Source organism: Nostoc sp. C117 (genome assembly GCF_043099735.1).
Lineage (GTDB): Bacteria > Cyanobacteriota > Cyanobacteriia > Cyanobacteriales > Nostocaceae > Nostoc.
This window is the reverse complement of record NZ_CP170991.1, coordinates 1,480,563-1,496,390: the sequence shown is the minus strand read 5'-3', so window position 1 is coordinate 1,496,390 and position 15,828 is coordinate 1,480,563. Positions and strand designations below refer to the sequence as shown.

At 45.2% G+C, this 15,828-nt stretch carries 4 protein-coding genes; all 4 read left to right on the top strand.

Going from position 1 to position 15,828, the window contains the following annotated elements; all coding sequences use genetic code 11:
• Positions 1-130: 130 nt before the first annotated feature.
• From ACFG4S_RS07490 to ACFG4S_RS07475, 4 genes are read left to right on the top strand one after another with little or no spacing between them, the layout of a single operon-like run.
• Complete coding sequence (locus ACFG4S_RS07490) at positions 131-4,894, top strand: type I polyketide synthase (RefSeq protein ID WP_392534193.1); 4,764 nt, start codon at positions 131-133, stop codon at positions 4,892-4,894.
• Positions 4,895-4,906: 12 nt separating this feature from the next.
• On the top strand, positions 4,907-11,536 hold the full coding sequence (locus ACFG4S_RS07485; RefSeq protein ID WP_392534192.1) for an SDR family NAD(P)-dependent oxidoreductase: 6,630 nt from the start codon (positions 4,907-4,909) through the stop codon (positions 11,534-11,536).
• Between the two features lie 48 nt (positions 11,537-11,584).
• Positions 11,585-13,906 carry a beta-ketoacyl synthase N-terminal-like domain-containing protein gene (locus ACFG4S_RS07480; protein ID WP_392534191.1) on the top strand — a complete coding sequence of 774 codons (2,322 nt, stop codon included), beginning with the start codon at positions 11,585-11,587 and terminating at the stop codon, positions 13,904-13,906.
• Positions 13,907-13,951: 45 nt separating this feature from the next.
• Entirely contained in the window at positions 13,952-15,814 is a 1,863-nt protein-coding gene (locus tag ACFG4S_RS07475; RefSeq protein ID WP_392534190.1) for a hypothetical protein, read from the top strand.
• The last annotated feature ends 14 nt before the right edge of the window (positions 15,815-15,828 follow it).

Here is a 15,828-nt window from a genome sequence, read left to right as displayed (position 1 = left end):
TCCAACGCATTTGCCAAGGAAATAGCGACATCATGAGCAAATCAGCGATACTGAAGTGAAAATGATGGTGAGTATCAACATCAATTGTTTGATGTGTCAGTAGCAATACTAAGGATTTGAGGTCTTTGTCGTGGAACCCGTAGCAATTATTGGCATTGGCTGTCGTTTTCCTGGTGCTAACAACCCAGAGGCTTTTTGGCATCTTTTACGTAATGGGATTGATGCCATATCAGAAGTGCCTGTGGAACGATGGGACATTGAAAAATTTTACCATCCCCAACCTGGGACACTAGGAAAAATGAACACTCGTTACGGTGGATTTATTGAACAAGTAGATCAGTTTGATCCAGACTTGTTTGGTATTTCTCCCCGAGAAGCGAAATCAATGGACCCACAACAACGCCTGGTTTTAGAAGTTGCTTGGGAAGCCTTGGAAAATGCCGCGATTGTACCTGCTGAGATATCTGGTAGCCAAACGGGGGTTGTAGTTGGCATAGGTAACTATGACTACGGCATCTTGTCATCCAAAGACTTAGACCGAATCAGTGCCTATGATGGTACTGGCAATACTATTAGTATTGCTGCTACTCGCCTATCGTATCTATTGAATCTCAGAGGTCCGAGTTTTAGTATTGAAACGGCTTGCTCGTCCTCCCTAGTTGCGCTGCACTTAGCCTGTCAAAGTTTGCGAAATCAAGAAACCGATTTATTCGTAGTCGGAGCGGTGAGCTTGATGTTGTCTCCGCAACAGACCATCACCTACTCTAATGCTCACATGATGGCAGGAGATGGGCGTTGCAAAACCTTTGATGCTAAAGCAGATGGTTATGTCCGTGGTGAAGGATGTGGGGTTATAGTACTCAAGCGTCTAGCAGATGCGATCGGGGATGGAGATAATATTCAGGCAATTATCAGAGGTTCAGCAGTTAACCAAGATGGTCTGAGCAATGGGATGACAGCACCTAACAGCGTTGCTCAACAAGCTGTAATTCGCCAAGCGCTGCAAAATGCTGGGGTTGAACCTGCCCAAATTAGCTATATTGAGGCTCATGGCACTGGCACATCACTGGGAGATCCCATTGAAATCAGGGCTTTGAAAACCGTTCTTATGCAAGGGCGCAGTTTAGAGCAACCATGCTGGATCGGTTCAGTGAAAACCAATATTGGTCATTTGGAAGCAGCTGCGGGAATGGCTGGGTTACTGAAGGTAGTTTTGGCGCTGAAGCATCAGCAAATTCCGCCTCATTTAAATCTTCAAGAGCTAAACCCCTTAATTTCCTTTGACGGCATTCCCTTTGCTATTCCTTGTGAGCTGCAACCTTGGCAGGTGAAGACAGAGCCTCGCTTTGCAGGTATCAGTTCCTTTGGTTTTGGCGGTACTAATGCCCATGTCATTTTAGAAGAAGGCAGAGGACAGCAACGAGGAAATCAGAGCCAGAGAATAGATATCCTGGAACGTCCTCTACATTTACTCACTATCTCTGCAAAAACTCCTCCGGCTTTGTCTGAATTAGCACAACGTTATGCGAACTTTTTGGATGAAAATCCAGAATTAGCTTTGGCAGATATTTGCTACACAGCTAATAGAAAGCGATCGCATTTTGAACACCGTTTGGCAGTTGTAGCAGACTCTACTTCCCAGTTAAGGCAGCAACTACAACTTTTCACTGCTGGAACAGAAACAACTACAATAGTCACAGGTCAGGTACAAGGCAACAAGCGCCGCAAAATCGCCTTCCTATTTACAGGACAAGGATCACAGTACGCCGGAATGGGGCAGCAACTGTATCAAACCCAAGCAAAATTCCGGCAAATCATCGACCAATGTGACCAAATTCTGCAACCATATTTAGACAAACCATTACTAGAAGTTTTATATCCCCAACCAGGCACAAATAGCCCCATCGACAACACCGCATATACCCAGCCAGCCCTATTTGCTCTCGAATATGCCCTCTACCAACTATGGCAATCCTGGGGAATTAAACCAGATGTCGTCATGGGGCATAGCGTCGGAGAATACGTTGCTGCCTGCGTTGCAGGAGTATTTAGCCTGGAAGACGGGTTGAAATTAATTGCTGCCCGGGGAAAATTAATGCAAGCCCTACCAGAAAATGGGGCAATGGTCGCAGTTATGGCAACAGTTGAGCAACTACAGCCACTGCTAGGAGTATACAAAGAAAAAGTTGCGATCGCCGCCGTCAACGGACCCCAGAGTTTGGTAATCTCTGGAGAGAAATCAGCCATTAGTGCCATCTCAAACCAACTAGAAACCGCAGGGTTCAAAACCAAACAACTGCAAGTATCCCACGCCTTCCACTCCCCCCTGATGCAACCGATGTTGGCAGATTTTCTGCAAGTCGCCAGCGAAATTAAGTTTTCCTCACCGCAGATGAAGCTGATTTCGAATGTCACTGGACAACTAGTCACAGCAGAAATCGCCACAGCCGAATATTGGTGTCGTCATATTCTTAATCCTGTAGAATTTACCGCAAGTATAGCGACATTACGATCGCAGAAAGTAGCAATATGTCTAGAAATCGGTCCTAAACCCATATTGTTGGGGATGGGGCGTCAGTGCAGCCCCACAGTTGAGGGATTGTGGTTACCTTCTTTGCGACCAGGACAAGATGATTGGCAGGTGATGTTATTATCCTTGGCACAGTTGCATTGTCATGGTGTGGCTGTGGATTGGCAGAGTTTTGATGCTGATTATTCCCGTGTGCGTTTGCATTTGCCTACTTATCCTTTCCAACGTCAGCGTTTTTGGATAGAGAGTAAAACTGACCAAAAAACCGATGACTTAGTTCACAGCTCGATTGTGAAGCTGCTACATCAAGGAAATGTAGAACAATTAACCCAGCAGTTAGCCAGTCAACTATCAGCAGATGAGCAGACATATTTGCCAAAACTTCTGGAAGTGCTGGTGAAGCAGCATCAGATGGAAATCAATTCCCCAGGGATTCCCGATTGGTTTTATCAAATCGAATGGCAACCCCAACCCCGTCGCCAGCCAGAGGCACAAGAAAATGGAGCGGCTAAAAAAGTTGGTAGTTGGCTAATATTAGGCGATCGCACTGGTTTGGGACAAGCCATAGCCCAATTACTCCAAAACCAAGGTCATAGTTGTGTCCTTGTCTACCCTGGTGATGACTATCAGTTGCTTGCTGCTGCCACTTGGCTGGTGAACCCAGCTAGGGGGGAAGATTTTCAGCGTTTATTGCGAGAAGCCTTGCCATCTGGTGAATTAGCTTGGCGTGGAGTCATACATCTGTGGAGTTTAGAAACAACTCAAACAAAAGATTTCTCCCTTGCCGAGTTAGCACAAGCACAAACCTGGGGATCTATCAGTGTATTACATCTGCTCCAGGCGATCGCCCAAAATCCACAACCCATAAATCCGACTTTCTGGTTAGTGACGCGGGGAGCAATCTCTGTTAATTCCTCACTACCAGCCGTACAGCAATCACCTGTATGGGGTCTAGGTAAAGTAGTAGCACTAGAATACCCAGAGTTATGGGGAGGGATGGTAGATTTAGACCCCCAACCCACAGCCGATGAAGTTTTCACACTGTTGGCAGAAATTAGCGATGCTCAAAAAGAAGACCATTTAGCTTTTCGTTCTGGACAGCGTTATGTAGCGCGGTTAGTACCGATGCAGCCAACAGCATCATCAAAGAAGGATTTCAACAGGAACGGCACTTATCTAATTACTGGTGGGCTTGGTGCATTGGGACTCAAACTAGCCCAGTGGCTTGTTACCCAAGGCGTAAAATCCTTAGTGTTGCTGGGACGAAGTGGTGCTTCACCAGAGGCACAGGCAAATATTACCAAGATGCAGACTGCTGGAATCAAAATTTTGGTAGCACAAGCAGATGTATGCAATAGAGCAGATATGTTGCAGGTGCTAGAAGCAGTGGCAGCATCAATGCCGCCCCTCAAAGGTGCGATCCATGCAGCGGGTGCAGTTGGTTATGATACCATCACCGAAATGGAATTGACTACCTGGGAATCTATTCTGCGTCCAAAGGTACTGGGAGGATGGATTCTGCATGAACTCACCCAGGATATGCAATTAGAGTTGTTTGTCAGTTTTTCCTCCATCGCCTCTGTGTGGGGATCAAAAGGACAAGCCCATTACGCAGCCGCCAACCATTTCCTCGATACCTTAGCAAATTACCGACGCAGCAGAGGATTACCTGGATTAAGTATCAATTGGGGACCTTGGGCAGAAGTAGGCATGGCTGTAGGAGAAGCCCAACAGTTTTTAGCCCGGATGGGAGTCGAGGCTTTGCCACCACAGCAAGCACTGGCTGCTTTGGGAGTGGCTTTGAGAGGAGATGCCGCCCAAGTAACGATCGCTAATATTAATTGGACTGTGTTTAAAGGTATTTATGAAGCCAGAGGGCAACGTCTGCTGCTGGAGAAGTTAGGAACACTACCGGAAAACACAGAAAAATCTCTAGATGAAAAGTCAGAAATATTACAAAACTTAACAGTAGCAACACCAACTGAACGTCAACCGATTTTAATTGCTTACCTGCAAGCAGAAATCTCTAAAGTGTTAGGAGCGGCTCAACTAGCAGATATACACCGAGGTTTCTTTGAGATGGGTATAGATTCTTTAATGGCCGTAGATTTAAAAAACCGCCTAGAAACCAATCTCAACTGTTCTTTACCTGGAACTCTGCTGTTTGAAGTACCCAATATTCAAGACTTAGCGACATATCTCGGTAAGGAAGTCTTACATTGGCAAGACGAACCACAACAAGTAGCAACCGAGCCGAATACAGATTTAAATACAGATTTATTAGAAATCACACAACTATCTGAGGAGGAGGTGGAAGCGTCAATTGCTGATAAGTTGGCGGAATTAGAAAGCTTAATTGGGTAAAGAATATATAGAATGAATAATATATCAAAAAAAGTAGATAAAGATAAATTAGAGCAGCTCAATTCATCACAACGCATCCTCTTAGCTTTAGATGAAGCTGTCAAAAAATTAAAAGCTGTCGAGCGTGCCAAAACAGAAGCGATCGCTATTGTGGGTTTGAGTTGTCGCTTTCCTGGTGGTGTCACAAATCCAGAAGAATTCTGGCAGCTGCTGATCGATGGTGTGGACGCAATTACAGAAATTCCTAGTCAAAGGTGGAATCTGGAAGATTACTATCACCCAGATCCAGATAAACCAGGGAAAATGTATTCCCGCTACGGGGGATTTTTGCAGCAGATAGACCAATTCGATGCTCAATTTTTTGGTATTTCCCCACGAGAAGCCATCAAGTTAGATCCGCAGCAACGCTTATTGTTAGAGGTAACTTGGGAAGCCTTAGAAAATGCTGGGATAATTCCTCAAGAACAAGTAAATGGGCAAACAGGCGTGTTTATTGGCATTACGACCAACGACTACGCCAGACTCATTACTCCCGGTGGTGACTTGAGCCAAATCGATCCCTATTATCTCACAGGTAATCCCCTGAATGCCGTAGCGGGTCGCTTGTCTTATACTCTGGGATTGCATGGCCCCTGTATGGCTGTAGATACAGCTTGCTCATCCTCCTTAGTAGCCGTGCATCTGGCTTGTCAAAGCTTACGGAACCAAGAGTGCGATCGCGCTTTAGCTGGTGGTGTGAACTTAATTTTATCTCCAGAAAATAATATCGGCTTGTCAAAAGCCAAAGTCTTGTCTGCTGATGGACGCTGCAAAACCTTTGACAGCCAAGCTGATGGCATTACCAGAGGAGAAGGTTGTGGCGTTTTGGTACTCAAACGCCTCTCAGATGCTCTTGCTGATGGCGATCGCATCTTAGCCTTAATTCGTGGTTCGGCAGTCAATCAAGATGGTGCTAGTAGTGGTTTTACTGTACCCAACCGCAGCGCCCAAGAAAACTTGATTCGCCAGACTTTAACCAGGGCTAATGTCAAACCAGAAGAGGTAGATTATGTAGAAGCTCACGGCACCGGTACTTCCCTGGGCGATCCCATTGAAGTCAGGGCTTTAGCTGCTGTTTTAGGTGCTGGACGCACAGCAGAAAATCCTCTGAAAATCGGGGCGGTGAAAACAAATATTGGGCATTTAGAATCAGCCGCTGGGATTGCCGGAATAATTAAGGTCATACTTTCCTTGCAACATCAGCAAATTCCGCCCCATTTGCATTTAAAGCAACTTAACACCCACATTAACTGGGAAGAATTACCTGTATCAGTCACCACCCAAGCTACACCCTGGCCAGTGGGAGACAAACAACGCCTGGCTGGAGTTAGTTCCTTTGGCGCCAGTGGTACTAATGCTCATATAATTTTGGCAGAAGCACCAACTAATAATGTCCCATCCCAACCGCAAGATGCCAAATTTATTGAGCGCCCTCAACATTTGCTGAATCTCTCAGCGAAAACTGAGAAGGCTTTGCGGGAATTGGTGCAACGTTATATTAATTATTTACAGTCTCACCCCGAAACATCTTTAGCAGATATTTGCTTTACTGCTAATACTGGGCGATCGCATTGGAAATATCGTCTCGGCATCTTGGCTGACTCTACAATGTCAGCATTGGCGCAGTTAACTAGCTGGGCATTGGGGCAGGATGTTCCGGGAGTGGTTTTAGGCGAGGCAGAGTCAACTACTCACAAAATCGCCTTCCTATTTACAGGACAAGGATCACAGTACGCCGGGATGGGACAAAAACTGTATCAAACCCAAGCAAAATTCCGGCAAATCATCGACCAATGTGACCAAATTCTGCAACCATATTTAGACAAACCATTACTAGAAGTTTTATATCCCCAACCAGGCACAAATAGCCCCATCGACAACACCGCATATACCCAGCCAGCCCTATTTGCTCTCGAATATGCCCTCTACCAACTATGGCAATCCTGGGGAATTAAACCAGATGTCGTCATGGGGCATAGCGTCGGAGAATACGTTGCTGCCTGCGTTGCAGGAGTATTTAGCCTGGAAGACGGGTTGAAATTAATTGCTGCCCGGGGAAAATTAATGCAAGCCCTACCAGAAAATGGGGCAATGGTCGCAGTTATGGCAACAGTTGAGCAACTACAGCCACTGCTAGGAGTATACAAAGAAAAAGTTGCGATCGCCGCCGTCAACGGACCCCAGAGTTTGGTAATCTCTGGAGAGAAATCAGCCATTAGTGCCATCTCAAACCAACTAGAAACCGCAGGGTTCAAAACCAAACAACTGCAAGTATCCCACGCCTTCCACTCCCCCCTGATGCAACCGATGTTGGCAGATTTTCTGCAAGTCGCCAGCGAAATTAAGTTTTCCTCACCGCAGATGAAGCTGATTTCGAATGTCACTGGACAACTAGTCACAGCAGAAATCGCCACAGCCGAATATTGGTGTCGTCATATTCTTAATCCTGTAGAATTTACCGCAAGTATAGCGACATTACGATCGCAGAAAGTAGCAATATGTCTAGAAATCGGTCCTAAACCCATATTGTTGGGGATGGGGCGTCAGTGCAGCCCCACAGTTGAGGGATTGTGGTTACCTTCTTTGCGACCAGGACAAGATGATTGGCAGGTGATGTTATTATCCTTGGCACAGTTGCATTGTCATGGTGTGGCTGTGGATTGGCAGAGTTTTGATGCTGATTATTCCCGTGTGCGTTTGCATTTGCCTACTTATCCTTTCCAACGTCAGCGTTTTTGGATAGAAACGGTTGATGTGCAGCGAGATCAACCTGCGCTCATATCCAGGAATGGTAAAGCTAGAAAAATTCTCCATCCTCTGTTAGGACAACGTTTGCCCCTAGCAACCAGCCAATCAATTCATTTTGAGTCTCAAATTAGTACGGCGTCGCCGACTTTTATCCAAGACCATTGCATCTATGATGCCACTATCTTACCTGCTACTGCATACATGGAAATGGCTTTGTCCGCAGGGGCAATTGTCTTCAAAACAGATTGCGTGCAGTTAGAAGCAGTATCCATCCAGCAAGCTTTGGTATTTTCTGGAGACGAACCGAAAACTCTGCAAGTGGTGCTGACTCCCGAAAACACCACAGTATATTCTTGGCAGGTGTTGAGCTACTTAGAGGATGAGAGTAATCTCGATAACTGGACACTCCACGCATCTGGCAAGGTACGGCTAGGAAATGCAGAAACTCATTCTGCCCCAGTAGATGTAACTGGGTTGGTGGGTGAGGATTCTACAGAGATATCTGTGAAAGAATATTACCAAAGTTTACACGATCGCGGGTTTAATTATGGCGATCAATTCCAAGCGATCGCCCGCCTCTGGCAAAGAGAAACCCAAGCTGTGGGCTCAGTTCGGCTACCCTTACCCCTGACAGCAGACGCTAGTAAATACTTGCTACATCCAGTATTATTAGATGCTTGCTTTCAAATACTAGGTACAAACTTTCCCGATAACGGGCAGCAAGATGTCTACTTACCCGTAGGCGTAGAACAATTGCAAGTCTACCAACGTGCGGGTAGTTCTCTGTGGAGTCGGGTAGAAAAGATAGAATTTCAAGATGTAAAACAACATCTGCAAGCTGATTTGTCTCTGGTGAATGATGCTGGTGAGCTAGTCGCCAAAATCACAGGCTTATCTTTTCGTCGCATCACCCAGAAAGCCTTTCAACGCTTATTAGCAAAAGTATTACCAGCACAACAAACTACAGACAACTGGTTGTATCAAATCGCTTGGCAAAGACAAAACTTGGAGCCAGCATCTAGTAACAAACAGCCTAGCAGTTGGCTGATATTTGCTGACCAAGGTGGTTTGGGGCAGAAACTAGCCCAGTTGTTGATAGCAACAGGCGATCGCTGCATCATGGTTTCTGCAGGAGCAGTTTACCAACAATTACAAGCTGACCACTATCAAATTAATCTTACTCGTCCTGAAGATTTTCAACGCCTCATCCAAGACAACCCTTGTCAGGGAATTGTCCATTTATGGAGTTGCGATGCCACCAGTGAGCCACAACTAGTGAGTTGTGGCAGTGTGTTATTTTTACTACAGGCAATTTACAATGCCAAATTGCCAGCGTTGCCCAGTTTATATTTAGTGACTAAAGGTACACAGTCCGTAGGAGAACAAGCAACTCCACTACAAGTCCAGCAAGCAACCTTGTGGGGATTGGGACGGGTAATTGCCTTAGAACACCCAGAATTGCACTGCGTCCGCCTAGACATAAATCCTGATGCTCCAGAAGATCATATTCCATCGCTTGCCCAGGAATTGTTAGTCCCAAGCCGAGAAGACCAGATTGCCTACCGCCAAGGACTACGTTACGTCGCTAGGTTGGTACGGTCTGACGCTGCTAGGGAAGCAGATGTCGCCAATCAGGCTTTCCAACTGCAAATTTCTGAGTACGGAGTTTTTGAGAATTTAACCTTGGCAGCGATGCAACGCCGTCAACCAGGACCAGGAGAAGTAGAAATTGCTGTCCGGGCTGTGGGCTTAAACTTCCGCGATGTCCTGAATGCTTTGGGTATGCTCAGGGAATATACTGAGCAAATGGGGATTACGGATGCGAAAGAACTACCCTTTGGTGGCGAATGTTCTGGTATAGTCGTGGCGGTTGGCGAGAATGTCTCACACGTACAAGTGGGTGATGCCGTGATTGCGGCTCAAACCATAGGCAGTTTTGCTAGCTTTGTCATTGTCAGGTCAGAATTTGTAGTCCGCAAACCAGAAAATCTCACTTTTGAGGAAGCAGCGACAATTCCCACCGCGTTCTTAACCGCCTACTACGGCTTATACCAGCAAGCCCAGCTCAAATCAGGAGAGCGGATATTAATTCATGCGGCGGCTGGGGGTGTAGGACAAGCGGCTGTGCAGTTAGCCCAACGGGTGGGAGCAGAGGTACTAGCCACAGCTAGCCCTAGCAAGTGGGAGCATCTGCGAGCTACAGGGGTAAAACAGCTGATGAACTCCCGCAGCTTAGAATTTGCTGACCAAATCCCAGAAATCACCTCTGGACAAGGAATTGATGTGGTACTCAATAGCCTGAATGGGGAGTATATTCCCAAGAGTCTAGAAGTGTTGAGCGATCGCGGTCGGTTTATTGAAATTGGTAAAATCGGTATCTGGGATGCCGAGCAAGTCAAAGATAGTAGACCGGATGTAGCCTATATCCCCTTTGATTTGCTGGATATTTCCCTAGAAAATCCCAGTTTAATTGGGGAAATGTTAGGGGAACTGATGGCAGAATTTCAACAGGGTTCCCTCAAACCCCTGCCAGTAAATGTCTTCTCAATTCAAGATGTCGCCAATGCTTTCCGCTATATGGCACAATCCAAACACATTGGTAAGGTAGTGGTCAGCATTCCCCAACCTCAGATGCCCAAGGAAACAACGATTCAGGCTGATAGCAGCTACCTGATTACTGGCGGTTTGGGGGCGTTGGGTTTACAAGTAGCTCAATGGTTGGTTGAGCAAGGCGCACAAAACCTCGTGTTGATGGGAAGACGTGGCGTATCCCCAGAGAACCAACCAGCAATTGAGCAGTTAGAACAAGCGGGAGCGCGGGTGTTAGTTGTCACCGCAGATGTGTCTCAGCAAGAAGACGTGAGCCAGATGTTAGCTACTTTGAACGCATCCATGCCTCCCTTGCGTGGCATCATCCATGCAGCTGGCTTGTTGGCAGATGGGATGTTACTTAGGCAGACTTGGGAAAATTTTGAACTAGTCATGGCTCCGAAAGTTGCAGGTGCGTGGAATTTGCATACTTTAACTAAGGAACTAAACCTAGACTTCTTTGTTTGTTTCTCCTCCGTCTCGGCTTTATTGGGTTCCCCTGGACAAGGTAACTATGCAGCGGCTAATGCCTTCATGGATGCACTGGCGCATCATCGTCAAGCATTAGGGTTGCCAGGGTCAAGTATCAACTGGGGACCTTGGGCAGATGCAGGTATGGCAGCCGCTTTAAGCAGTCGCGAACAGGCTCGTTGGGCGGCACAAGGTGTACAGCCAATTCCTTTAGAGCCAGGGTTGCAGATATTAGCAAAAGTGGTTCAGCAAAATCTGGCTCAAGTCGGGGTGTTACCAGTAGACTGGTCTAAATTTACAGCCCAGTTCCCCAGCGATGTCGAACTACCGTTCTTAGCAGAATTTACTAACGCAATATCAAAAGTTACACCGCAGGTAGCCGAACTCCGGCAACAACTAGAAGCAGCTGCGCCAAAACAACGCCCAATTTTATTAATGAATTATGTGCGATCGCAAATTGCCAAAGTGCTGAATTTAACATCAACAGAGGAAATCGATCCCAAAGAAGGTTTTCTGCAATTGGGTATGGACTCGCTGATGGCGGTGGAATTAAGAAACCGTCTACAAAGTAGTTTAGGCTGTTCTGTCCCAGCATCGTTGATTTTTGATTATCCCACAGTGGATGCTCTGGTAAGTTATCTCATACAGGAATTATGGACAGATCGATCGCCTGAACCATTAACAGAAAATTCTCCCCCGCCAGCACAGGGAATGGCTGAGTCAGAACTGGAGGAATTATCGGATAGCGAAGCCGAAGCATTGCTGCTGAGTAAGTTAGACAACTTGAAATATTAACTGCCAATTACACCCCGACAAAATCACACTCAATCACCAAAAACAACCATGAGTTCAGAACAAGCTAATTCCCTATCTCCTATCAAACGGGCGCTGATGGCGCTAGAGAAGATGCAGGCCCAGCTTGATGCTGTAGAATATGCCAAAAAAGAACCGATCGCGATCGTGGGTATGGGTTGCCGATTCCCTGGTGGTGCTGATAACCCGGAGGCATTTTGGCAGTTGTTGCGTGATGGTGTTGATGCAATTATTGATATTCCTCCTGAACGCTGGGATACAGCAGCTTACTACGACCCCAATCCAGATACACCAGGAAAAATTTACACCCGTAAAGGAGGCTGTTTAACTGAACAGCTTGATAGCTTTGACCCCCACTTTTTCGGGATTTCTACCACAGAAGCCAAAAGCCTCGATCCCCAACAACGCTTGTTACTAGAAGTCGCGTGGGAAGCCCTAGAAAATGCCAATCAATCACCAGAACAGTTGTTTAACAGCCTCACAGGTGTATTTTTAGGCATCTGTAGCAATGACTATAACAACATGATTTGGCAGACTGGTGGCGCTACTCAAGTAGATGCTTTTTGTGCCACAGGCAATGCTTTAAGTGTAGCGGCTGGACGCTTATCTTATTTTTTGGGGTTAAAAGGGCCGAGTTTAGCCGTTGATACCGCTTGTTCTTCCTCATTAGTGGCGCTACATTTAGCCTGTCAACACCTGCGAAATCGAGAGTGTCATCTGGCACTGGTGGGTGGAGTCCACTTACTGCTATCACCAGAAACCAGTGTGGCTTTTGCCAGAACCAAAATGTTAGATGCAGATGGTTATTGTAAAACCTTTGATGCTGACGCTAATGGCTACGTTCGTGGTGAAGGTTGTGGCGTCATCGTCCTCAAACGCCTGTCTGATGCTGTTGCTGACAAAGACAAAATTCTCGCCGTCATTCGTGGTTCCGCAGTCAACCACAATGGCCGCAGTAGTAGTTTAATTGCCCCTAACGGACCGTCTCAGCAAGCTTTGATTCGCCAAGCCTTGGAAAATGCTGGTGTTGCACCCACTGCTGTGAATTACATCGAAGTGCAAGGTACCAGCACATCCGTAGGCCAACCAATAGAAGTGGAAGCCTTGGCAGCAGTATATGGCAAAGATCGTCCCCTAGACAATCCCTTACTGATTGGGTCGGTGAAAACTAATATTGGTCATCTAGAAGCAGCTTCCGGCATTGCAAGTTTAATGAAAATAGTACTTGCCATGCAACATGGCGAAATACCACCCCACCTGCACCTGCATCAGCCCAATCCTTATATTGACTGGGAGAAATTACCAGTCAAAGTACCGACACAGAATATCCCTTGGGGCAAAGGAGATCGGCAACGCTTGGCTGGAGTCAGTGCTTTTAGCTTTAGTGGGACTAATGCTCATATAGTGTTGGAAGAATACACAAATGTGGAAAATCCCCAAGGGTTATCACGTCCTCTGCATATATTAGCCCTCTCCGCCAAAACACAAGAGTCATTAGTGCAGTTAACAGCAGCATATGAAAACTACTTAATTGGCAATCCGGAGTTGAATTTGGCAGATATTTGTTTTACAGCTAATACTAGGCGATCGCATTTTCCCTACCGCCTAGCTGTAACTGCTGCATCCACCTTGGAACTGGCGGGAAAACTAGGGGCTTTTAGAGACGGGAAACCAGTAGAAGGGTTAAGTCAAGGTAAAGCGACTACTAACTTCCCAGAAGAACTGCAAATACCCGATCTCAAGTCCGAATCAATAAATTGGCAAAGCATTTTGGAAAACGTTGCTCAATCATATATCAAAGGTGTGACAATAGACTGGGCGGCTTTGTATCCAGATGATTTGTGCGATCGCCTCCAATTACCAAATTATCCTTGGCAACGCCAACGCTATTGGATTGAGTCTGGAACACAGATCAATGCAGACTTGTCTATTATTGACTCGATCAAGCAGAGAAATGTGCATCAGCTAACTCAACAGTTGCCAGCAGCAGAAAACCTATCTGCCGATGAATGGGAATTATTGTCGCAACTGCTAACAAAATTAACAGATCCATCGCCATCTACACAGCAATTGCAACGCCAATCGCTGACAGTCACAGATATTCAAAACTGGCTAGTCTCGCAAATAGCCAAAGAAATGGGAGTCAAACCAGATGATATAGAGATTCAAGCACCTTTTGATAGTTACGGATTGGATTCCATGTTAGCAATTAGTATTGCCAATGCCGGACAAAAATATTTAGGAATCCAGGTTTCTCCATTGATGTTAGTACATTATCCAACAATTGCCGTACTTTCGCAGCACCTAGCTACAGAATTAGCGGCATCTGAAACAGAAGCTTTTGAAATTTGATTAGTTATATTTTAAAAAATTAGATAATTAAGGATTTTAGCAATCATGAATGTCACTGAACTTGTAGATAACTTAACTCAAAAAGGTGTGAAATTATGGGTTGATAATGATAAACTCCGCATTCATTCCCCCAAAGGGATATTAACACCAGAAATTCAAAACGAACTGGCAAAATGCAAAGCCGAAATTCTCAGTTTACTGCAAAGAAAAAATAACGATTCTCAATGTCCTACAGATAATGGTCAATCTCTCAGCTTACAAACTATCGGACGTTTAATTGGCGGATTTTCCCAAAAAACCGATACAGATTTTAAACCGCCTGTTACCAACCCCGAAGTTATGGCGCAAAAGCTGAAAATTACTTTTCGACCCTTGCCAAAGGGATATCAAGAAGCAGCAATTATCAAATTTCGAGAACAATTAGCGCAAAAACTCCAAGATTGTGGCGTGCAGATTGTAGATTGGGAATCAGCCACCAAAGAAATGAACTATGAAATCACCATTCCCCTAACTAATCTGCGGAAGACAATCAAAACTAGGGTGGTGAAAGCCGATGTCAGCGCCATTATCGATGTTGAAAGAAAACCGAATTTACTCAGTAAGCTGAAGATTTGTATTGCCGAAAATCTCTATAATTTCTATTCTAAATTTATTTGGAAAGATCAAAAACAGTCTGTCTCTAAAATTGCTCAATTTATCAGTTGGGCTGAAGAGAATATTCAACCAGTAGAAGACCCTACCAATACCCAAATTATTGTATTGACAGACTTGGATGAGGAATTTGTTAGCTCTAATCTTCCCTATCAACAAAAAATTCCCATTGGTGTAAATACTCTAGTCAGAACATTTTCTGAGATTGTCATTGGTGTGTCTGCCGATCAGATTTCTATATTAAATATGAATCTTTCCGATTCTACATTTCCTGTGGAATCAATTGATGATTTTGTTTTGAAATCTTTAACACCGAAAATATACGTACCAATTTTACCATTGCCGCTGAGCAGATTTACCCTCAGTCAATATGACCCAAATCAATCCCCCTATGCAGCCCAACTGGTAAAATTTGGTCAAGAATTAGCAGCAACCGAATTGCTGCCTTCTGGATTCAAAATTGACGATGTAATTACCAGAAAATCCCATCGAGATATTGTAGACTGGATGGCCAATGGGAGAACAGGTGTATCTTATGGTTTTGTCGCGTATGCAGAACCTCCGCAATATGTCGGGGCTGGAGAAATCTCAGCTAGTGAATGGGAGAACCTATCACCCATCCCTGGATTTAGCAGTGATGAACTGCGACTAAATCAAATTGGTAGGAGATATTTAAAAACCAAAATTGGTAATGAATATCGATACAAACAAATCCCAGATATTTGGGTTGTCAGTTCTCGTTCAGGTTCCAAAAAAACTGACCTAAATTTGGAAACCGATATTCTCAGGATTGGCTTGCAAGATAGGCTGTTGTTGCAATTACCGCAAGCAATTAACCCCAGCGCCGGGGATATTAAACCATCATACGACTTGTACGTGATGGTGGCGATCGCCCTCTCTGCTTCCCTATATGCACCAGAACTCATTGAAAATGGTGCGCCAATGGTTCATTTCCACGGATACCCGTCTCTTAATTGGTTTAAATCCGACAAAGAATATTACACAGGTGTCCACAATCCCTCAGTTCCCTGTGGAACTTATGAATCAGGAGTCTTTAACTTCCTGGGGATATACGATTTAGTCAACCAACATGGTAGCGATATTGCCTTAGCCAGCTTGATTGAACCAGATCACGGTACAAATATCATCGGTCGGGATCTGGAATATCTACTTTCGAGAATCAAAAATGGAATTGAACTAGGAGAAATTGAACTAGGAGGAAAATATTTCCCTTCTTTAAAACAAAACTTGAATTAAATCAACTCAGGTTG

What these genes read in the sequence shown, in the direction of transcription:
- ACFG4S_RS07475 (WP_392534190.1), top strand. Translation starts at nt 13,952, where the DNA reads ATGAATGTCACTGAACTTGTAGATAACTTAACTCAAAAAGGTGTGAAA.
- ACFG4S_RS07480 (WP_392534191.1), top strand. Translation starts at nt 11,585, where the DNA reads ATGAGTTCAGAACAAGCTAATTCCCTATCTCCTATCAAACGGGCGCTG.
- ACFG4S_RS07485 (WP_392534192.1), top strand. Translation starts at nt 4,907, where the DNA reads ATGAATAATATATCAAAAAAAGTAGATAAAGATAAATTAGAGCAGCTC.